Here is an 18,768-nt window from a genome sequence, read left to right as displayed (position 1 = left end):
TACGCGCTCAGCCGCGCGCGTCGACACTCGGCCGTGCGATCACCGGCCATTGCAGGGCCACCGATTCAATGCTGTCGGCAGCCACCGCACGCAGATCGCGCGGATAGGCAACGTGCTCGGCCTCCTGCAGGCGCAGTGCATGGAACTGGCCGTTGCTGGCACGCAGGGTCCAGCCGCCCTGCTGGCAGCGGGTGGACACCAGGAACGCCACCCCGGGTGCCACCGTATCCGGATGCAGCTCATCAGGCTCACCCTGCACGCCCCACATGCGGGTCTTGGCCACCGGCGAAACCGCGTTGACCACGATGCCGTGCTCGGCGCCTTCCAACGCCAGCACGTTGACCAGGCCCTGCGCCGCCAGCTTCGCCATCGCGTAGGCAGACAATCCACGCTGCGCGTACTGTGGGTACAGCGCGCGGTCGGACGTGGTGATGACGATGCGCCCACCACCGGCTTCGCGCATCGCCGGCCACGCCGCCTGTGCCAACCACAGCGGCGCCTTCGCGGCCAGGCACAGCATCTGCTCCAGCGCGTCGTCCTCGATGGCTTCCAGCGCCTGGTACTCGACCCAGCCCGCGTTGTGGATCAGGAAATCGATCCGGCCATGCTGCTGCAGCAGCTGCTGCACCAGCGCATGGCAACCCGCGCGATGATTGATGGGGCCACTGGCGGCCTGCACTGACAAGCCCTGCACCTGCAGCGCCGCGACGCTGCCCAGGATGCGCTGCGGATCGGTGCCACGGCCATCGGTGCCGGCACCGACGTCATGCATCACCACGTGCGCACCACGCTCGGCCAGCAGGCGACTGTAGGCCAGGCCGAGGCCGCCCGCGGCACCGGTGATCAGGCCAACCTGGCCTTCGAAGGTAATACTCGCATTCGGTTTCATCGGCCCAGCATCAGCCACGGCGCGTGCCTGCGGCCAATACCATTGAGGCATCGCCACGATACGCAGGCGGTATCACGCGCGGCTGAAGTGGCGCGCGCCTGCCACGCACGCCACCGCGGTCAGGGTGACCAGCAACATGCCGGCACTGACAGTTTCGTGCAGCAGCAGCGCGGCCAGTGCCAACCCGAAGAACGGTTGCAGCAACTGCAGCTGTCCGACCGCAGCGATGCCGCCCTGGGCCAGGCCGCGGTACCAGAACAGGAAGCCGATCAGCATGCTGAAGACCGCCACGTAGCCCAGCGCCCACCACGCCGGCGCTGGCACCGCCGCAAAGGACACCGGGCGCATCACGATCATCAACGGCAGCATCACCGGCAACGCCAGCAGCAGCGCCCAGCTGATCACCTGCCAGCCACCCAGATGCCGCGCCAGTCGACCACCTTCGGCATAGCCCAGCCCGCACACCACGATCGCGGCCAGCATCAGCAGGTCGGCCTGCAGCGACGCCTCGATGCCGTTGCGCGCGGCATAGCCGACAACGCAGGCACTGCCCAGCAGCGAGAACAGCCAGAACGCCGGGCGCGGGCGCTCGCCACCGCGCAGCACGCCGAATACAGCTGTGCTCAGCGGCAGCAGGCCAAGGAACACGATGGTGTGCGCCGATGACGCATGGCGCAGGGCCAGCGCGGTCAGCAGCGGGAATCCCACCACCACCCCCAGGCTCACCAGCGCCAGGCCGGGCAGATCGCGCCGGAGCGGGCGCGGCTGTCGCAGCATCAGCAGCAGTGCCAGCCCGAGCAGCGCGGCGATGCTGGCGCGCGCGGCAGTGACGAAACCCGCATCCAGCTGCTGCACCGCCACCCGGGTGGCCGGCAGCGAGCCGGCAAAGATCACCACACCGATGAAGCCATTGATCCACCCGCTTGCCGACCGTTCCACGCCTGCGCTCCTGTAATGCCGGGCGGCGCCCGGCGGATGCAGCCATGGAAACACCCGCACCGCCGGTTGCCCCAGCTACAATCCAGTACAGTCGCAAGTAACTGTACTGCCCACACTTCCACTACAGTCCGCCATGTCCCGCCCGCTTACCCGCATTGATTCGGTCATCCAGCGCGTGCGCGCGCGCATCAGTGCGCGCGTCGATGGCCCCGGCTCCCGCCTGCCTTCGGTACGCGCACAGGCGGCGTCGATGGGGGTGTCGGTCTCCACCGTGGTGGAAGCCTACGAACGGCTGGCCGCCGAAGGCGTGATCAGCGCACGGGCCGGCTCGGGGTTCTATGTCAGTGGCCCGGCTGCACCGCTGGCGCTGTCGGCGATGGAGCCACGACTGGAACGCGCGGTCGATCCGTTGTGGGTGTCGCGGCAATCGCTGGAAACGCCGGCAGGCCATCTCAAGCCGGGTTGCGGCTGGATGCCCAGCGACTGGCTGTACCAGGACGGCGTGCGCCGCGGCCTGCGTCGGCTGGCACGTGTCGATGCCTCGCATCTGGTCGACTACGCCAGCCCGCTCGGGCTGCCACCGCTGCGCCAACTGCTGCAGCGGCGCGCCGCCACGCTGGGCATCGATGCGCCGATGGAACAGGTGCTGCTGGCCGAATCGGGTACCCATGCGGTCGATCTGATCTGCCGTTTCCTGCTCAAGCCCGGTGACTGCGTGCTGGTCGATGACCCCAGTTACTTCAATTACCACGCACTGCTGAAGGCGCACCAGGTGCAGGCGATCGGCGTGCCCTACACCGCCACCGGTCCGGATCTGGACGCGTTCGCCAGCGCGCTGCAGGCACATTCGCCGCGGCTGTACATCACCAATTCCGGCCTGCACAACCCGACCGGCGCGGTGCTCTCGGCCAGCACCGCGCACCGCCTGCTGGGCCTGGCCGAGCGCAGCGAACTGGTGATCGTCGAGGACGACATCTTCGCCGACTTCGAACTGCAGCCAGCACCGCGCCTGGCAGCACTGGATGGCCTGTCGCGGGTGATCCACGTCGGCAGTTTCTCCAAAACGCTCTCGGCCGCCTCGCGCTGCGGCTTCATCGCCGCACGCGGCGACTGGATCGAAGCGCTGACCGATCTGAAGCTGGCCACCAGCTTCGGCGGCGGTCATCTGGCCGCGCAGCTGATGCACATCGCACTGACCGACAGCGGCTACCGCCGCCACATGCAGGCGGTGCGCACGCGTCTTGCCGACGCACGCAGGCACGCACTGCGGCAACTGCACACGCTGGGCATCACACCGTGGCTGCAACCGGACGCAGGACTGTTCCTGTGGTGCCGCCTGCCCGATGGCCGCGACGCGGCGGCCCTGGCCAGGCAGTGCCTACGCGAAGGCATCGTGCTGGCACCGGGCAATGCCTTCAGCCAGTCACAGAGCGCGGCCGACTACCTGCGCTTCAACGTCTCGCAGTGCCAGGACCGGCGTATCTGGCAGGTGCTGGGAAAGGCCCTGCAGCAGCCCGGCTGAGCGGCAGGATGGCTGGCGTTCATTCCGGAAGATAGGTCTCGGCCGGAATGTCCAGAAGCTCAGGGCCCGACAACGTGGCCCCGTGCAGATCGGCGCCGGCATTGAGCGCATTGTCGATGGCGTTGAGCGAGGAACTGCGTTCGCAGATCGCCTTGAACGCGGCGCGCGGCCCCTGGTGGTACATCACCTGCGCGCGCCGCACGCCTTCGGCGAACACCGGCTCGCAGTCAAATGGCAATTCATGCAGGTCACCCTGCGCATCGTGTGCGGTGAAGGTACGCGGCAGCACCAGACCCAGGTCCATGTGCCCGACCAGGGTCATGGCGAACGCTTCCGGCAGCCAGAGCAGCAGGCGGCGCGCCACGTCTTCGCCGATGCCCTGTTCGGCCAGATCCTGCTCGGCCTGGTCCTGGTCCACATCCTCCCGGCCGAGCAGGAACAGCGCGCGTTCAACGCTCTCCGCCGAGGGTGCGGGTAGTGGGCGATGTTTCATTCTCGGCATCCGGCAGTACAGGCAAACGCCAACGTTAGGCAATGGCGTGCCGCGCTGCAATCGCCCCCCTTGCGCGGCACGGTACAGTGGATGTTGGCCGCTGCTGCAGGAACCCACCGATGTCCTTCTCCGATCCCCAGTCTGTCGCCCACTACGCCGAAGGCCCGCTACGCCAGGTGCCCGGTTTCCTGGGGCTGCAGCAGATGACCCACCTGCTGCTGGCCGAGCACGTGCCCGATGATGGCCAGGTGCTGGTGCTGGGCGCGGGTGGCGGGCTGGAGTTGAAAGCCTTCGCCGGGGCGCACCCCGGTTGGCAGCTGCTGGGCGTCGACCCGGCCGCGCCGATGCTGGCATTGGCCGAGCAGACACTGGGGCCGTTGATGGCCCAGGTCACGCTGCTGGAGGGCTACATCGACGATGCACCCGATCTGCGCTTCGATGGCGCCAGCTGCCTGCTGACCCTGCATCTTCTTGATGCGCAGCAGCGCCTGCACACCCTGCGCGAGCTGCACAGGCGCCTGCATCCCGGTGCACCGTTGGTGGTGGCCCACCACTGCGTGCCGCAGGATGCCGCCGGCAAGCATCGCTGGCTGCAGCGCTATGCCGCGTTCGGCGAGGCTTCGGGCATTGCACGTGCCGATACGCAGCGCGCGGCCGCAGCCATCGCCGAACGCTTGCCGCTGCTGTCAGCCGAGCAGGAGGTCGCGCTGCTGCAGGATGCCGGCTTCGCCAATGTGGAGCTGTTCTATGCCGGCTTCAGTTTCAGGGGCTGGGTGGCTTACGCAGCGTGATGCAACACGCACGGCGGCATCACGGCACCACGGTGATGCCGATCCGCTGCATCAGCAGCGCCACCTGCTGCACATCCAGCGTGGCGCCGCGCAGATTGGTCGTGCGCACGTCCAGTTCGCCCAGCTCGCAGTTGCTCAGGTTGCAGTCGGTGAAGTTGGCGCTGTTCCAGTCGATGCCCTCGAACTGGCCACCGGACAGGTCCGAACCGGCGAAGCTGGCGCCACTCACATTGGCACCGTCCCAGCGGTTCTCCCACAGCTCGCACTTTTCCAGTGTCACCCGCGAGAAGTTGGCATAGCGCAGGTTCGACTTCTTGATGAAGGCGCTGCAGAACCAGCTGCGCGTGGTGATCTGGTTCATGAAACTGGCATTGCTGAAGTCGGCGCCCTGCGCACGGCACTCGCTGATCTCCAGGCCCAGCGCCTTGATGAAGTTGAACTGGCACAGGCTGAGGTCGCAGTTGCGGAAGCTGGCCTCCTTCAGCGTGGCACCGTTGAACCGGCAGCCGCTGCGCGTGTCGGCATCGTAGAAGCTGCAGTTGATGAACTCAGTGGCGGTCAGGTCGGTGCCGGAGAAGTCGCAGTCATGGAACTGCTGGTCAACCACTGTGTGGCCGGTGTACTGATCCACGCCGATACGCAGCGCGCGGTGAACGTTGGAGGACATCTGCAGATCCATGCCGGGGGCTCCGCCATGATGCCCGGCTGCCGGGGTGTTCCATAGACCTGCACGGGGAATGATTCACCACGGATCCAGCCGTGCTGTGTACACACAGGGAGACTGCCCGTTATTGCACGTTTATGCACGAACATGCACACTTGTCGTCATGAGCTCCGGTCCCAGCCCCCTCCCCGCCCAGCGCACCCGCCAGATCCTTGAGGAACTGCGCCAACAGGGTCGCGTTGTCGCCGCCGAACTGGCGCGCCGCTATGCCGTCTCCGAAGATTCGATCCGCCGCGACCTGCGTGAACTGGCCGCGCAGGGCCTGTGCCAGCGCGTGTATGGCGGTGCGGTGCTGCCCCCGCCCAAGGAGCGCCCGCTGCGTGAGCGCCTGACCCGCGACCGCGGTGACAAGGCCGAACTGGCCGCCCGTGTCTGCGCGCTGCTGCAGCCGGGCCAGGTGGTGCTGCTCGATGCCGGTTCGACCAACCTGGCCATCGCCCAGCAGCTTCCTGCCGCGCTCGGGCTGACGGTGATCACCAATGCGCCGCAGATCGCCACCGCCGCCAGCCTGCATGAGGCCACCACGGTGCTGCTGATCGGTGGCCGCCTGGCCAGCGGCGGCGGCGCGGTGGGTGCCGAGGCACTGGCGCAGGTGCAGCGCCTGCGCGCCGACGTCTACCTGCCCGGCCCGTGCGCGGTGGACGGCGATACCGGCGTGTGGGCGATGGATTCGGAAGAAGCCACGCTCAAGCGCGCGATGGTGGCGTGCAGCAGCCGAGTCATCGTCGCTGCCACCAGCGAAAAACTCGGCGCCCGCGGCAACTGGCAGATTGCCAGCCTGGAAGAGATCGACGATCTGGTGCTGACCACCTCGGCCCCCCCTGCACTGGCAGCCCGCTTCCGCGCCGCTGGCATCGCAGTGCACCCCACCCCGCCCTGACAGATTCCGGAACGCCCCATGTCCTCCGCTTCCCGCGCGCGTGCCGAACAGCACGCGACCCGCGCCGCATTCTTCATTCCCGGTTTCGCCACCGCGCTGTGGGCCACGCTGGTGCCCTTTGCCAAGGCCCGCACCGGCATCAACGACGCAACACTCGGGCTGGTACTGCTGTGCCTGGGCGCAGGTTCGTTGTTGGCGATGCCGTTGTCCGGCGTGCTCGCCGCGCGCCTGGGCTGCCGCAGTGTGATGATCGCCAGCACGCTGTTGATCTGCCTGACGGTACCGGGCCCGGCCTGGGCCGGTTCGGCAGGAATGCTGGGGCTGGTGCTGTTCGTGTTCGGTGCCGGCGTGGGCGCGATGGATTGCACGATGAACGTGCAGGCGGTGGCCGTCGAGCGCGACGCGCGGCGGGTGATGATGTCCGGCTTCCATGCGTTCTTCAGCATCGGCGGTTTCCTCGGCGCAGCCAGCATGACCGTGCTGCTGTCCGCGCAGGTGCCTCCGCTGGTGGCGGTGCTGATCGGCGTGGCAGGCATGCTGCTGGCGATGCTGCTGTCGGCCGCGTACTGGCACCGCGAGCGCATGCCGCACGACACGCCGATGCTGGCATTGCCGCACGGCATCGTGCTGTTCATCGGTGTGCTCGCCTTCGTTGCCTTCCTCGGCGAGGGTGCAATGCTGGACTGGAGCGCGGTGTTCCTCAGCGACGTGCGTCGGGTTGACGCCAGTCTGGCCGGCATCGGCTATGTCATCTTCACCCTGACCATGACTGTCGCCCGCTTGTTCGGTGACCATCTGGTGCAGCGTATCGGCCGGCAGCGTGCGATCGTGTTCGGCGCATTGCTTGCCGCCGCTGGCGTGCTGCTGCTGACCCTGGTTACGCCCTGGCAGGCGGCGCTGCCGGGCTATGTGCTGGTCGGCCTGGGCTGCGCCAACATCGCACCGGCGCTGTTCTCGCTGGCCGGGCACCAGACCCGCATGCCCGGTGCACTGGCAATCACCGCGGTATCCACGCTGGGCTTTGCCGGCATCCTCGCCGGCCCGGCGCTGATCGGCTTTGCTGCCAATCATTTCGGCCTGATCGCCGCCTTCATCGGCGTGGCGGTGGCGCTGTTGCTGGTGGCGGTGTCTACGCGCTGGTTGCGGATCTAGCCTGCGGCTGCCGCCCAGCGCGTAAACAACCGTGCGCCCGAAGGCGCACGGTTTCACGACGGCATATCAAGCCCGGCAGGGCTCAGTAGGAAGAGAACTCCCAACGCTGGTTGTCACCGCCATGGCACATCCACATGTGCACCTTGGAGCCATTGGTGTTGCCCAGGGCCGGATCGTCCAGGCACATGTTGGTCTGCGGGTTGCGGATTTCGCCGATCAGTCGCCAGGACTGGTGCGCGCCGCCATTGCACGACCACATCCGGATCGCATTGCCGTCATGGCTCGCACCGTCAGCCGCTTCCAGGCACTTCCCGCCCAGCCCGCGGATCGTTCCATCGGCACCCAGCTCGAAGCGCTGCTGCGGCACGCCGGTGCAGTCCCACAGCTGTACGCGCGTGCCATCTGCCGTGTTGGCGCCTTCAACATCCAGGCACTTGCCACCTACGCCAACGACGGAACCATTGGCCGGATTGAACTCCCACTTCTGGTTGCTGGTCTGCGCGTTGCTGTACAGCTGGATCTTGGTGCCATTGGCACTGGACGCGCCGGTGGCATCAAGCACCTTGTCGGCCACGCCGACGATGGATGTATTGGAGAACTTCCACGACTGGTTCCATTGACCGTGCGCGTCATACAGCTGGATCCGGCTTCCGTCGCTGGTGCCATAGCCGACGATATCGAGCACGCGGTTGCTGGGCACGCCGGTGATGGTCGAGGTGTTGGGCTTCACCGTCCAAAGCTGCTGCGGGGTGCCCGGTGTGCAGTCCCACACCTGGATGGCAGTGCCGGGGGCGGTATTGGCACCCTCGGCATCCAGACACTTGTTGCCCATGCCGCGGATCTCACCAAACGTGGGAATGTTGCGCAGGTTGACCGGTGCCGATACCGAACCCAGCGCGAACTGGCCATCGCCGCTGAAGGTGGCGGTGATCGAGGCCGTGGTGAAGCCCGCAGGGACGGTGTAGTTGACTGCGACCCGGCCCGGCTGACCGTAGGCGTACTTGTGCGTACAGAACTGCACATCGCGGACCGCGCCCCAGCAATTCTTGTCCAGATCGGACACCAGACCGACCACCGGTGTATTGGCGGTACTGACCTGCACCTTGCCTACCGCCTGGCCATTTACCTTGAACTCGACGAAGCCGCCGATCTGCTCATTGCCCGGAATGTGATACAGCCCGAGTGCTTGGCCATCGACCTGCGCAGACAGCTGGATCACCTGCCCCGGTGCCGGCAGCGCATTGGAAACAGACGCGGTCGTTGTGGTTGGAAAGCTGTACAGGCGCGGCAATGATTTGGCCTGAACGCTTGAAGACGCCGCTGCAATTCCAATTGCGAGAACACCCATCGAAACGTAATTCATCCTTGCTCCATTTACGCTGTGTGGAAATCCTATCCAGGGACTCCGTTGCACCCTTGCAAGCGTTGAGCCCCTGCACTTCCCTGGCCGTCGACATCGGGCCGCAGCCTTCATGGCCAGGAACGCCCGATGGTCTCATACGCGCCAGGCCAGCGTCAGCGTGCTAAGGCCGCCGACGCCGCACCTTCATCCGCAGGCGCCGGTAACCGATCACCGTAGCGGTGGCGCACAGTGCCGTGCCAGCCGCGCTCAGCACCAGCAGCACACCCAGCCGCATGTTCTGCTGGCGCAGCATGGCGGGCAGGTCCCAGCTGTGCAGGAAGTAAAACAGCCAGCGCCCGACCCGCTCACGCTTCCCCATCGTCAGCACTGGATCGCCCGTCGCCAGGTCGAAGTACACCCGCGTGGCTTCACCATCGCCGAACCGGGCCACCGCCACCGGAAAGCGCCGCACCGCCGCGCCGTTCATCGCCTCCGGCGCGCGCGGATAGAAGTACGCATCCGCTGCCTGAAGGATCGTGAAGTGCTGCATCGGCGCAGCGGACATCGCCTTGGCCTTCTGCTGCAGCCATGCCCCCGGCAGCAGCCGTGCAATGTGCAGGTGCCCGTCGCTGCCGGACACGATGCGGGTATCGCCCTGCGCGTCCAGCAGCACGGCAAACAGTTCACCGCCGATGCGTCGCCACTGGATCTCCACCGGTACGAAGCCAACCTCGGCCGACGCAGCCAGCAGCCGGGAAGGATCACCCAGCCCACCATCCACCGCCACCGGACCACCGCGGTAGCGCGCGGTATCCATCGCCGCGCGCGTGCTATTGAACACCCCCAGCGGGTTCATCGACATCAGCCCGCTGAAGATCCAGGTGAACACGAACGCCGCAGCTACCAGCCCGATCAAGTGGTGCCAACGCATCCACGGCTCCACATACGGTGTCTTCGCGCCCGAGCGGTAGTGCCCACGGAAGCGCCAGCGCCACACACCCACCACGATGCCGCTGACCGCTGCCAGCGTGCACAGCGCCGACAGCACGATCACCACCCACGTCCACACCGGGTCCACCGACTGCATGCGCAGAAAGTACAACCAGTGCAGCCATGCACCCACGTAGTTCCAGCGCTGCTGCGCATGCGGTGCATCCAGTACCACCTCGCCGGTGTGCGAGGACACATACACATCGCCCGGCTGTGTGCCGCCTACGCCCACCCGGTACAACGGCCGGTGCGCATCCAGCGCGCGCGAATGCGTCCAGCGATCCTCGTCTACCTGCGTCGCGCCCACGAAGGCCGGGCCGCCAGCGAACTGCGCCGCCGCCGCTTCAGCGCGCTGCGCCGAAACAGGCAGCAGTTCCTGGCCGGTCCGCGCCGACCACGCACCCGGGCTGCTGCCGCTGCGCACCACGTAGGTCGGCTCACCGCGCAGCGTGGTCAGCGCCAGCGCTTCCGGTTCCCGTTGCAGGCGCGTCGGCAGCACCGTCAGCCCGCGCAGGTCACCGCCGTCCTGCAACGCAGGCAATGCAGCAAGGCGTTCGCCCGGCGTCAGCTTGGGGTAGCCGACAAACAGCATCACCATGCCGCTGGCAAACCACAGCAGCATCAACAGGCAGCCCCCGATACCCAGCCAACGGTGCACCAGGTAAGTCCAGCGCTTGGCGGTGGATCGCAGCGACATGGCCGGTGCCCTCAGAAGCGCTGGTCGAGGGTGAACTCGACGCGACGGTCCGCACCCAGCAGCCACTGCGTGCTGGTGTAGTACGCGGTGGCGTAGTACGCCTTGTCGAACACGTTGAACATGCGCGCGGTCAGCCGCGTGCGCGGTGCCGCCTGCCAGCTCAGTGCCAGATCGGTGCTGCTGTAGCCGGGCAGCTCCAATGTGTTGGCGTTGTCGGCATAACGCTTGCCCACGTACCGCACGCCACTGGCCACGGTCCAATCCGGCAGGAACTGCCAGCTCAGCCACACGTTGGCCAGGCGTTCGGCCACGTTCGGCGGCACGTTGCCATCGCGCGAGACCAGCATCGCTGGCGAACCGGTGGGTTCCAGGAAGTCCTCGAACTCGGCCTTCAACACGGTGGCGTTGGCGTCCAGCGTCCAGTGCGGCGCGAAGTTCCAGTTCAGCGAGGCTTCGATGCCCTTGGAGGTCTGCGCGCCAACCTGCACGCGGCGGTCAGGCTGCAACGGATCGCGGCTGAGCAGGCCGGTCTTGCGGATGCGATAGGCCGCCAGCGTCCACTCGCCGGTGGTGAAGGCCTGCTTCATGCCCACCTCGATCTGCCGGCCCTTGGCCAGATCGAACGCACCGTTGGCCGGGCTGATCATCAACAGACCACTGACCGGATCGGCGGCCTGCGAATACTGCCCGTACAGCGTCAGCGACGGTTGCACGGCAAACACGGTGCCCGCGCGCCAGCCGGTGCTGTTGTAGGTTCTGGAGAACGCAGGCTGTCCGCTTATCAGATCGGTACGGTCGATGCGCGCGCGGTCATGGCGCAGACCGGCCAACAGCGACCAGCGTTCGCTCAGCGCGACGCGATCCTCCGCAAACAGTGCCACCTGCTCCGCACTGTTGCGATACCGCGGCAGGTTCGGCGCATCGCTGGTGAACTGCCCCGGCACCGGATGGAACGGATCCACCGGCCCTGAGCTGCCCGCATACGTGTTGTTGGTGTGCTTGAAGTGCGCACGGTTGGCATCCAGCCCCACCGCGAAGCTGTTCGCCCAACCGCCCACATTGCCCTGCATACGCAGCGTCGAGGTCAGTCCGGTCTGGTCCTGGTTGTGGGTGATCTGGGTATTGCCGGAACGGTCGACCAGACCGGTGCGGTCGTTGTAGACATACGCCTCGGCATTGCGCCAATCGCGCTGGCTGTCGATCTGGTAGACGCGCGTGCGCCATTCCAGGTTCGCGTTCGGCGTCCACAGTGCATCCAGCTGCGTCCAGCGGTCGCGGAAACGGATCTGGCTGTCGGCCACGTTGTAGTTCTGGCGGCGCAGCGCGTCCAGCTGACGCCCGTCCACCAGCGGCGTGCCGAAGTAACGCATCGGCTGCTGGTAGCCCTGCGCATGGGTCAGGGTCAGCTGCAGATCGGTGCGCGGCTGCCACAGCAGCGCACCGGAGAACGTGGCGTCGCTGTTGCGGCCACGGTCGACCCAGCCACTGCTGTAGTTGCCGCTCACATCCAGCCGGTAGGCCAGCTCCGGGGTCAACGCGCCACCGCTGCCAACGCCCAGACGCGCGGTGTCCTCGCTGCCCAGAGTCACGCTTAGTTCGTTCTCGATGGCACCGCGCGAAGGCTTCTTCGGCACGATGTTGATCACCCCGCCGATGGCGCCATCGCCATGGATCACCGACGCCGGCCCGCGCAACACCTCGATGCGCTCGATCGACCAGGTGTCGAATGGAAAGGTGATGCCCACGCCGCCGTACTGGCGCAGGCCGTCATACAGGCGCATCACCGAGGCACCATCGGTGAAGCCACGGCTGGACAGCGCGCTCAGCCCGTTACCGGGGTGCGGCATCGCACTGATCGCGCCGGCCCGGCTGATCGCATCGTTGAGGTTGGTGTCGCCGCGCTGCTCCAGCTGTTCGCGCGAAATCACGGTCAGGCTGGCCGGGGTCTGCAGCACACTCAGGCCCAGTGCCGAACCGGCGCTGGCGGTGGCAGACAGTTCACCGCTGCGGGTGTCGACCACGTGCACGGTATCCAGCGTGGTGGGTGGTGCGGCGTCGGCGGCAAGCAGGGGCGCGGCGTGCAGGAGCAACGCGCACAGAACAGGCAGCGTCGCCCGGCGCAGGTGCGCGGAGTTGGGGTTCGTTTTCATTTGTTCACGGCATGCAAGGCCACCCCGCAATGGCAGGGCAGCAATCAGAAAGGGACAAACACGCGCGTGCGGGCACCGGCCGTGGCCGGCAACCTCATGGAAGGTAGATCAATGCAACGCGCGTGCGGCTCAGACGGCCATCAAGGCCGGCGGCCCACGCGCTCCCAATGTGCCGCTGATCCGTTGCGGCAACGCCCGCACCGCACCGCGCAGCGCGCGGCACACCGGTGCCATCGGCGCCAACAGCAGCACTGCGGCCACCAGCAGGGTAATCAACCGTGCAGCGATCAGGCAGTAATCGCAGTCCACGCCCATCTCATGATCGGCATGTGGATCGGCAGGCGGCTTCTTTGCGGCCTCGCCGTGCGGCATCGCCATCGCGTGATGGTCGTGGTGCCCGTCCATCGCGTGCTGCGCATGCTCTGCATGCATTGCGTGGTCCATCGCCGCCACCGCCGCAGCGGCAGCCACGTGACCATGCGCCAGCCAGCGGCTCACCAGCGGGGCGAGCAGCACCAGCAGCATGGCAAGCCATGCCAGGGCCTGGAACCGGCGGTGGAGAGCAGAACGACGCACGCCGCCATTCTACGGGGCCACGGCCAACCTTGGACCGCGTTCAGGGTTGGCCCCCTGCGACACGGTGACGCAGGGCTGCCCTCCCCCGCGCACGCCCTCCATTCAGTAGATCCACGCCATGCGTGGATGCTTTTCGCCCATCAACTCACGTACTGGGCCACACCATTACCGAACGACCAATTTTCCCGCTTCACTTCCACCAGGTTGATGAACACATCCTCGCGGCGGATACCCACTGCCGCATGCAGGCCATCGGCAATGCCCAGGTACAGCGCCTTCTTCTGCTCCAGCGTGCGCCCTTCGTTCCAGGTGATCTGGATGCAGAGGAAGTCGTCGGTGCGGTCCACGCCCAGGTAGCCCGGGTCGTAGATCAGCGTGCCCGGCTCGTGCTCCTGGAAGATCTGGAAGCGATCGTCTTCCGGCACGCCGACTGCGCGCATGGCCTGGTAGATGGTTTCGCCGACGCGTTGCAGGTAGTCGGCGGATTTACCTTTGCGAAGATCGATGCGGGCGAGCGGCATGGTGGCACTCCACAGTGGATGGGCACGGCAACGGGCTGAGACTACGCCTGCCCAGGGCGGCGGGACAGCACAGGGATGGAACCCTCTGCCTCCACCCGTGGCATGATCCCGCCCGCGTTGCGCGGGGTGACGCGATTGCCGTACCGCCGCCGCCCTGGAGTCGTCATGCGCACGATCAGCATGGACGGCGATTTACGCCATCAGTGATGGGCGGCACTACTCGCAGGTGTTGGACGGCACACAACGGGAAACGTCTGACCTGCCTAGGGACAGTTGAGAACTTTCCTTACAGACCGATGTGATTACCCGGCTTGATGATCGCTTCGCCGAGGCAGCTTGCCTGGGCCGGGATTGGCGTCTCGTACAAATAAACACACCCATATGGTTGCCAAGTTCAGTGCAGCCGAAAGAATGCATCGACGGCCTTCATGGCGGACGGTGCGTGGGGATCACCAGATCCGCCGGGTGTTTCTCACATGGGTGTGTTTTCGCCCGGCACGCCAACCCGCACCGTCCGCCACCTTCGCTTCGGAAGGTGGCCCCACGCCAGTGAGGGTTACACCATGACCAACAGAAGCATCTCCCACCCGCGCCTGCATGCCCTGATCGGCGACGTCATGCATGAGGTTCCCGCAGCCATCGCACGCGAACTCGAATGCGCATTGCAGGAACAAGGACTGCCCTCGCAGTCGTCCACGTTCCTGTCCTGCCTCAACGCCATCCACCACGCTGATGGCGAAGACGGACAGCCCTGTCGTGGTCTCGTACTTGGCACTAGCGACCACGCGTCCCTCAGCCGTTCGCTATCCGCGCTGGGCGTGGTGCTGGACCTCCTGCACGCTGCCGAACGTGTACGCGTGGGCGGTGGGGCGGACCAGCAGTTGGGCGACTTCCACACCGACGGCCTGATCGTGGCGGCGCGGCAACTGGTGCGCGAGGCCAGCCATTGCCTGACAGGCGGCGCAGCCTCACTGGCTTGACTACAATCGGGCAGGGAACGGAGGAAACCGCCATGGACGCCGAACACCTGGAGTACTTCAAAGCCGCCCTGGAAGGCCGCGCGCAGGTGGGCTGGAACATCTGGTTCGCCGCCAACCAGCCGCGGCTGGCCCAGCAGCTGAGCCGCCCTGCGCTGCTGCGCTTGAAGTTCAGCAAACTCGATGAAGCCGAGCGCCTGCTCGCCGAGTCCGGCGTGGTACCGGCCAGCACGGCCGGCAAACGCTACGAAATGTACTGCGCGCAGTTTGCAGCGGAGGCCGTGGACGCGAACGGTCGTCCGCTGCCAGCCGTCTGGCGCGCGGCGCACGGCGGTGCCATCGGCTTGCTTGCCGATGGCGAGCACGAAGCCGGTCAGACCAAGCTGCTTTCGGAGTTCCGCCGCGTCCGCAAGCGCGGGCTGCTGCAGGCGCACGAATGGTTGGGCGATCTGTGCTTTGAAGGCGAGATGGAACTGAGCGGCGGCAATGCCGATGTGGGCCGTAGCCTGCTGAGTGTGGTGGTGCACGCCGGCAGTGGCCATGACCTGCTGGATGGCGCGGCGATGATCGCGCGCGAACTGCTGGGCAGCGATGGCTGAAGGGCGAAATAATCGCAGGCAACAAAAAAGCCCCCATTGCTGGAGGCTTCTTTCGTTCTGCAACATGGTGGGCGGTACAGGGATCGAACCTGTGACCCTTGCCGTGTGAAGGCAATGCTCTACCGCTGAGCTAACCGCCCGGTGTGTTGCTGAGCCGCTCATTATAGGGGCTTTTCAGAGGTCGTCAACAGTTTTCACATTCGTGTTCACGCGCGTTTCCACACGCCGCCGGGCATGGCCCGGCGCTACCGGAATCACATCGTGTGGGTCGGCTTGTCCGAACCGGTCAGGCCGGCCAGGATCGTCTCGATCTTGTGCCGCACGGTCTCGCCTTCCTGGCCGTCGGCCAGCTGCACGCCGATGCCGGCCGCGCGGTTGCCCTGCGCGCCCGCCGGCGTCACCCAGATCACCTTGCCGGCCACCGGCAGGCGCTCGCTGGAATCGGGCAGGGTCAGCAGCAGGAACACCTCATCGCCCAGGAAATAGCGCTTGGGCGTGGGCACGAAGATTCCGCCGTTCTTCACGAATGGCATGTACGCGCTGTACAGCGCGGCTTTGTCCTTCACAGCCAAGGACAGGATGCCTTGGCGGGCGTTGCTGGCACTCATCGATTTCCCCTTGCGGCAGGCCGCTCGTTCACCTTGTTCCAGGCCAGCAGCAACTCGACCACTGCGAGGTCTGCACGCACCGTGGTGCGCAGCAGGTCGCGGGTGCGGTTGGCCGCATCGAACCAGGCTGCCAGCTTGTGCAATCGCTCCGGCGTGGTCAAGGCATCGGTGCTGGCCTGGGCCAGTGCCAGGTCGGCGGCAAAGCGCAGGCGCAGCGCCGCGTTGTCATCGCCACACCACTTCTGTGCCAGCTCCACCGCGCCGGTCTTGCCCGCAGCCAACTGTTCCAGCTGCTGTGCCACCTCGCGGCGCAGGCTCAGACCGTCTTCGCGCAGCCAGTTGTCGGCCTGCCCGGGGTGCCCGCGCGCCGCGTCCAGCGCTTCGCGCGCGGCCGCTTCGCTGTGCCCCTGCTGCTGCAGCCACGCCATGGCTTCCTCGCGCGGTGGCAATTTGAATTCCAGGCGCTGGCAGCGGCTGCGCACGGTCTGCGGCAGGCGCGCCGGGTCGCTGCTGATCAGCCACAGATAGCGGCCGGGCTGCGGCTCTTCCAGCGTCTTCAGCAGCGCGTTGGCCGCCGAACGGTTGATGGCATCGGCCGGGTCGACGATCACCACCTGCGCCACGCCGTACTGCGGGGTCAGTGCCAGCTTGTTGGTGATCTCGCGCACCTGCTCGATAACGATCTCGGTGCGCAGCTTGTCACCACTCTTGTTCGGAATGAAGCTGATCAGCTGCAGGTCCGGATGGGTGCCCGCGGCGATCAGCTGCCGGGTGCGGGTAGCATGCGCGGCATCGCCGCGCGCCAGCACATGGTCGGCCAGGGCCAGCGCCACCTCGCGCTTGCCCAGCCCGGCCGGGCCGCAGATCAGCAGGCCATGGCCGAGCCGATCCGCATCCAGCGCCGCAACGGTCTGATCAAACGCACGCTGCTGCCAGGGCGTGAAGGTACTCATGCGCCCTCCCCGTCCTGCAGCCAGCGCTCGACCTGCGCGACCACATCGGCCGCCACGCGTTCCTGTACCTGGCCGGCGTCGATCAGCGCGAAGCGCTGCGGGTCCTGCTGGGCGCGGCTGCGGAACACCGCGCGCACACGCTGGAAGAAATCGTCCTGCTCGCTCTCGATGCGGTCCGGCCACAGGTCGCGGCCATTGGCACGCGCACGGCCCACCGCCACGTCCACATCCAGCAGCAGGGTCAGGCCCGGCAGCAGGCCCACGGCGCGGCGTTCCAGGTCGGCAATCCACTGCGGGTCCAGGCCGCGGCCGCCGCCCTGGTAGGCGTAGCTGGAATCGGTGAAGCGATCGCTCAGCACATAGGCACCCCGCTGCAGCGCCGGCTGGATCACCTGGCGCACATGCTGGGCACGTGCGGCGAACACCAGCAGCAGCTCGGCTTCGGCGCTGAGGGGTTCGGCGGCGATCTCGGCATCGGGCTTCAGCACCAGGCCGCGGATGCGCTCGGCCAGTGGCGTACCGCCCGGCTCGCGGGTCAGCACCACCTCGTGGCCGTGCCGGCGCAGGCACTCGCGCACCGCGTTGATGGCAGTGGTCTTGCCCGCGCCTTCGCCGCCTTCCAGGCTGACGAATCGGGGATGGCGAAGCAGCGCGGGACTCATTGCGCCGGGGTCTCCTTGGTGCGTTGCTGGCGCAGCTGCTGCAGATAGCGGGCTACGGCGGCGTTGTGTTTTTCCAGGCTGGGCGAGAACACGTGTGCGCCGCTGCCATCGCCCACGGCCACGAAGTACAGCGCGTCACCGGGCGCCGGTTGCGCGGCGGCCATCAGCGCGTCACGGCTGGGCATGGCGATCGGGGTCGGGGTCAGGCCGGAACGGGTGTAGGTGTTGTACGGCGTGTCGGTGGTCAGGTCGCGGCGGCGGATGTTGCCGTCATACGCTGCGCCAATGCCGTAGATCACGGTGGGGTCGGTCTGCAGGCGCATGCCGATCTTCAGGCGACGCATGAACACCCCGGCAATCTGCGGGCGTTCGCTGGCCAGCGCGGTTTCCTTTTCGATGATCGAGGCCAGCGTCAGCAGTTCATACGGCGTGTTGATCGGCAGGTCCGGCGCGCGGCTTTCCCAGGCCTCGTCCAACGCCTTTTCCATGGCGCCGTGGGCGCGCTTGAGCACGTCCAGGTCGCTGTCGCCGCGCTGGTAGACGTAGGTTTCCGGCAGGAAGCGGCCTTCCGGGTGCTGGCCGCCGAAGCCGAGGCGATCCATCAGTGCAGCGTCATCGAGCGCGTCGGTGGTGTGCAGCAGCGGCTCGGCGCGCTTGAGCGCGGCGCGCAGCTGGCGGATGTTCCAGCCTTCAATGATGGTGACGCGGTGCTGCAGCACCTTGCCGGCGCGCATGCGCAGCAGCAGTTCGCGCGGTGTCAGCTCGCCACTGAGCGCGTACTCGCCCACCTTCAGTTTGCCGGCGGCATCCAGCTGGCGCGCCAGCAGCTGCCACTGCGCATCCTGGCCTTCATCCACGCCGGCATCGCGCAGCTTGCGCAGCACCGTGTTCATGCCATCGCCGCTGGCGATGACCATGCTTTCGGCGGAGGGAGTGATGTGGCGATCGGCGAACTGGGTCTGCTGGTAGAAGAACCAAGCGCCCGCGCCGGCCACAACGGCGACCAGCACCAGCAGCAGCGTTACCACGAACAGACACCCGCGCTTGGCTCCCGCCATGGACTACCTCTGAACTCGATTCCGTCGTGCAGGATACCGTGACCGGTGGTGCGGGGTCATGAGCGGGTGGCGTGTCCGTGCCGACCAACGGTCGGCACCCACCAGGATCGGTCGGCACCCACCACCACCGGTAGCGCCCGGCCAAGCCCCGCGGGGGCCCCACCCAAAACCCATCAGGCCCCAAGCCCCCCAAAAACCCCCCGCCCTGGCGCCGGGCTACGGCACATACATTTGAGGGGCAGAAA

The 18,768-nt window shown here is 66.9% G+C and carries 19 protein-coding genes and 1 tRNA gene; 6 read left to right on the top strand and 14 right to left on the bottom strand.

Annotated elements, in window-relative coordinates:
• Positions 1-7 precede the first annotated feature (7 nt).
• The gene (locus ACVOLJ_RS16240; RefSeq protein WP_481564600.1) at positions 8-889 is read right to left on the bottom strand and encodes an SDR family NAD(P)-dependent oxidoreductase; all 882 of its coding nucleotides are present in this window, start codon (positions 887-889) and stop codon (positions 8-10) included.
• A 72-nt stretch (positions 890-961) separates the two neighbouring features.
• On the bottom strand, positions 962-1,828 hold the full coding sequence (locus tag ACVOLJ_RS16235) for a DMT family transporter (RefSeq protein ID WP_481564599.1): 867 nt from the start codon (positions 1,826-1,828) through the stop codon (positions 962-964).
• Positions 1,829-1,961: 133 nt separating this feature from the next.
• Between ACVOLJ_RS16235 and ACVOLJ_RS16230 the strand changes: the two genes are divergently transcribed.
• Positions 1,962-3,350: an aminotransferase-like domain-containing protein gene (locus ACVOLJ_RS16230; RefSeq protein WP_481564598.1), complete on the top strand. Its 1,389-nt coding sequence runs from the start codon at positions 1,962-1,964 to the stop codon at positions 3,348-3,350.
• Positions 3,351-3,369: 19 nt separating this feature from the next.
• Here the strand turns inward: ACVOLJ_RS16230 and ACVOLJ_RS16225 are convergent, their stop codons facing one another.
• On the bottom strand, positions 3,370-3,843 hold the full coding sequence (locus ACVOLJ_RS16225) for a hypothetical protein (RefSeq protein ID WP_481564597.1): 474 nt from the start codon (positions 3,841-3,843) through the stop codon (positions 3,370-3,372).
• A 119-nt stretch (positions 3,844-3,962) separates the two neighbouring features.
• Here ACVOLJ_RS16225 and ACVOLJ_RS16220 point away from each other — a divergent pair, with 119 nt between their 5' ends.
• Positions 3,963-4,634: a class I SAM-dependent methyltransferase gene (locus ACVOLJ_RS16220; RefSeq protein ID WP_481564596.1), complete on the top strand. Its 672-nt coding sequence runs from the start codon at positions 3,963-3,965 to the stop codon at positions 4,632-4,634.
• A gap of 19 nt (positions 4,635-4,653) precedes the next feature.
• Here the strand turns inward: ACVOLJ_RS16220 and smqnr are convergent, their stop codons facing one another.
• Positions 4,654-5,301 carry a SmQnr family pentapeptide repeat protein gene (smqnr, locus tag ACVOLJ_RS16215; RefSeq protein ID WP_481564595.1) on the bottom strand — a complete coding sequence of 216 codons (648 nt, stop codon included), beginning with the start codon at positions 5,299-5,301 and terminating at the stop codon, positions 4,654-4,656.
• A gap of 160 nt (positions 5,302-5,461) precedes the next feature.
• Here smqnr and ACVOLJ_RS16210 point away from each other — a divergent pair, with 160 nt between their 5' ends.
• Complete coding sequence (locus ACVOLJ_RS16210) at positions 5,462-6,238, top strand: DeoR/GlpR family DNA-binding transcription regulator (RefSeq protein WP_481564594.1); 777 nt, start codon at positions 5,462-5,464, stop codon at positions 6,236-6,238.
• An 18-nt stretch (positions 6,239-6,256) separates the two neighbouring features.
• A complete protein-coding gene (locus ACVOLJ_RS16205; RefSeq protein ID WP_481564593.1) occupies positions 6,257-7,390 on the top strand; it encodes an MFS transporter in 1,134 nt (377 codons plus the stop codon).
• A gap of 82 nt (positions 7,391-7,472) precedes the next feature.
• On the opposite strand, the gene ACVOLJ_RS16200 is transcribed toward ACVOLJ_RS16205, so the two are convergent.
• The 5 genes from ACVOLJ_RS16200 to ACVOLJ_RS16180 all read right to left on the bottom strand — a co-directional run bounded on the left by ACVOLJ_RS16200 (position 7,473) and on the right by ACVOLJ_RS16180 (position 13,666).
• Positions 7,473-8,609, bottom strand: a complete 1,137-nt coding sequence (locus ACVOLJ_RS16200) for an RICIN domain-containing protein (RefSeq protein WP_475277573.1) — start codon at positions 8,607-8,609, stop codon at positions 7,473-7,475.
• 304 nt (positions 8,610-8,913) lie between these two features.
• Complete coding sequence (locus tag ACVOLJ_RS16195; protein ID WP_481564592.1) at positions 8,914-10,419, bottom strand: PepSY domain-containing protein; 1,506 nt, start codon at positions 10,417-10,419, stop codon at positions 8,914-8,916.
• An 11-nt stretch (positions 10,420-10,430) separates the two neighbouring features.
• Positions 10,431-12,569, bottom strand: a complete 2,139-nt coding sequence (locus ACVOLJ_RS16190; RefSeq protein ID WP_481564590.1) for a TonB-dependent receptor — start codon at positions 12,567-12,569, stop codon at positions 10,431-10,433.
• A gap of 129 nt (positions 12,570-12,698) precedes the next feature.
• Complete coding sequence (locus tag ACVOLJ_RS16185) at positions 12,699-13,094, bottom strand: DUF2946 family protein (protein ID WP_481564607.1); 396 nt, start codon at positions 13,092-13,094, stop codon at positions 12,699-12,701.
• A 191-nt stretch (positions 13,095-13,285) separates the two neighbouring features.
• Positions 13,286-13,666, bottom strand: a complete 381-nt coding sequence (locus ACVOLJ_RS16180; protein WP_475277570.1) for a tautomerase family protein — start codon at positions 13,664-13,666, stop codon at positions 13,286-13,288.
• A gap of 563 nt (positions 13,667-14,229) precedes the next feature.
• On the opposite strand from ACVOLJ_RS16180, the gene ACVOLJ_RS16175 reads away from it, so the two are divergent.
• Positions 14,230-14,646, top strand: a complete 417-nt coding sequence (locus tag ACVOLJ_RS16175; protein WP_475277569.1) for a hypothetical protein — start codon at positions 14,230-14,232, stop codon at positions 14,644-14,646.
• A 32-nt stretch (positions 14,647-14,678) separates the two neighbouring features.
• Positions 14,679-15,242, top strand: coding sequence for a PDDEXK family nuclease (locus ACVOLJ_RS16170; protein ID WP_481564588.1), 564 nt, complete (start codon positions 14,679-14,681; stop codon positions 15,240-15,242).
• Between the two features lie 65 nt (positions 15,243-15,307).
• Here the strand turns inward: ACVOLJ_RS16170 and ACVOLJ_RS16165 are convergent.
• From ACVOLJ_RS16165 to mltG, 5 genes are all read right to left on the bottom strand, one after another.
• A tRNA-Val gene (locus ACVOLJ_RS16165) sits at positions 15,308-15,382 on the bottom strand.
• Positions 15,383-15,496: 114 nt separating this feature from the next.
• Positions 15,497-15,850, bottom strand: coding sequence for a PilZ domain-containing protein (locus ACVOLJ_RS16160; protein ID WP_099819207.1), 354 nt, complete (start codon positions 15,848-15,850; stop codon positions 15,497-15,499).
• Positions 15,847-16,803 (bottom strand): DNA polymerase III subunit delta', encoded by a 957-nt coding sequence (locus ACVOLJ_RS16155; RefSeq protein WP_481564587.1) that lies wholly within the window; start codon positions 16,801-16,803, stop codon positions 15,847-15,849. Before ACVOLJ_RS16155 ends, ACVOLJ_RS16160 begins: the two co-directional genes overlap by 4 nt.
• Complete coding sequence (gene tmk, locus ACVOLJ_RS16150) at positions 16,800-17,465, bottom strand: dTMP kinase (protein ID WP_475277566.1); 666 nt, start codon at positions 17,463-17,465, stop codon at positions 16,800-16,802. Before tmk ends, ACVOLJ_RS16155 begins: the two co-directional genes overlap by 4 nt.
• Positions 17,462-18,523 (bottom strand): endolytic transglycosylase MltG, encoded by a 1,062-nt coding sequence (gene mltG / locus ACVOLJ_RS16145; protein WP_481564586.1) that lies wholly within the window; start codon positions 18,521-18,523, stop codon positions 17,462-17,464. The genes tmk and mltG overlap by 4 nt, the downstream gene beginning before the upstream one ends.
• Positions 18,524-18,768 lie beyond the last annotated feature (245 nt).

The sequence above is a fragment of the Stenotrophomonas sp. STEN046 genome, assembly GCF_056759755.1.
Note: the sequence above shows the minus strand (reverse complement) of the source record. Positions and strands in the feature narration are given on the sequence as shown.

What these genes read in the sequence shown, in the direction of transcription:
- ACVOLJ_RS16240 (WP_481564600.1), bottom strand. Translation starts at nt 889, where the DNA reads ATGAAACCGAATGCGAGTATTACCTTCGAAGGCCAGGTTGGCCTGATC.
- ACVOLJ_RS16230 (WP_481564598.1), top strand. Translation starts at nt 1,962, where the DNA reads ATGTCCCGCCCGCTTACCCGCATTGATTCGGTCATCCAGCGCGTGCGC.
- ACVOLJ_RS16225 (WP_481564597.1), bottom strand. Translation starts at nt 3,843, where the DNA reads ATGAAACATCGCCCACTACCCGCACCCTCGGCGGAGAGCGTTGAACGC.
- ACVOLJ_RS16220 (WP_481564596.1), top strand. Translation starts at nt 3,963, where the DNA reads ATGTCCTTCTCCGATCCCCAGTCTGTCGCCCACTACGCCGAAGGCCCG.
- smqnr (WP_481564595.1), bottom strand. Translation starts at nt 5,301, where the DNA reads ATGTCCTCCAACGTTCACCGCGCGCTGCGTATCGGCGTGGATCAGTAC.
- ACVOLJ_RS16210 (WP_481564594.1), top strand. Translation starts at nt 5,462, where the DNA reads ATGAGCTCCGGTCCCAGCCCCCTCCCCGCCCAGCGCACCCGCCAGATC.
- ACVOLJ_RS16205 (WP_481564593.1), top strand. Translation starts at nt 6,257, where the DNA reads ATGTCCTCCGCTTCCCGCGCGCGTGCCGAACAGCACGCGACCCGCGCC.
- ACVOLJ_RS16195 (WP_481564592.1), bottom strand. Translation starts at nt 10,419, where the DNA reads ATGTCGCTGCGATCCACCGCCAAGCGCTGGACTTACCTGGTGCACCGT.
- ACVOLJ_RS16190 (WP_481564590.1), bottom strand. Translation starts at nt 12,569, where the DNA reads ATGAAAACGAACCCCAACTCCGCGCACCTGCGCCGGGCGACGCTGCCT.
- ACVOLJ_RS16185 (WP_481564607.1), bottom strand. Translation starts at nt 13,094, where the DNA reads ATGCTGCTGGTGCTGCTCGCCCCGCTGGTGAGCCGCTGGCTGGCGCAT.
- ACVOLJ_RS16180 (WP_475277570.1), bottom strand. Translation starts at nt 13,666, where the DNA reads ATGCCGCTCGCCCGCATCGATCTTCGCAAAGGTAAATCCGCCGACTAC.
- ACVOLJ_RS16175 (WP_475277569.1), top strand. Translation starts at nt 14,230, where the DNA reads ATGACCAACAGAAGCATCTCCCACCCGCGCCTGCATGCCCTGATCGGC.
- ACVOLJ_RS16170 (WP_481564588.1), top strand. Translation starts at nt 14,679, where the DNA reads ATGGACGCCGAACACCTGGAGTACTTCAAAGCCGCCCTGGAAGGCCGC.
- ACVOLJ_RS16160 (WP_099819207.1), bottom strand. Translation starts at nt 15,850, where the DNA reads ATGAGTGCCAGCAACGCCCGCCAAGGCATCCTGTCCTTGGCTGTGAAG.
- ACVOLJ_RS16155 (WP_481564587.1), bottom strand. Translation starts at nt 16,803, where the DNA reads ATGAGTACCTTCACGCCCTGGCAGCAGCGTGCGTTTGATCAGACCGTT.
- tmk (WP_475277566.1), bottom strand. Translation starts at nt 17,465, where the DNA reads ATGAGTCCCGCGCTGCTTCGCCATCCCCGATTCGTCAGCCTGGAAGGC.
- mltG (WP_481564586.1), bottom strand. Translation starts at nt 18,523, where the DNA reads ATGGCGGGAGCCAAGCGCGGGTGTCTGTTCGTGGTAACGCTGCTGCTG.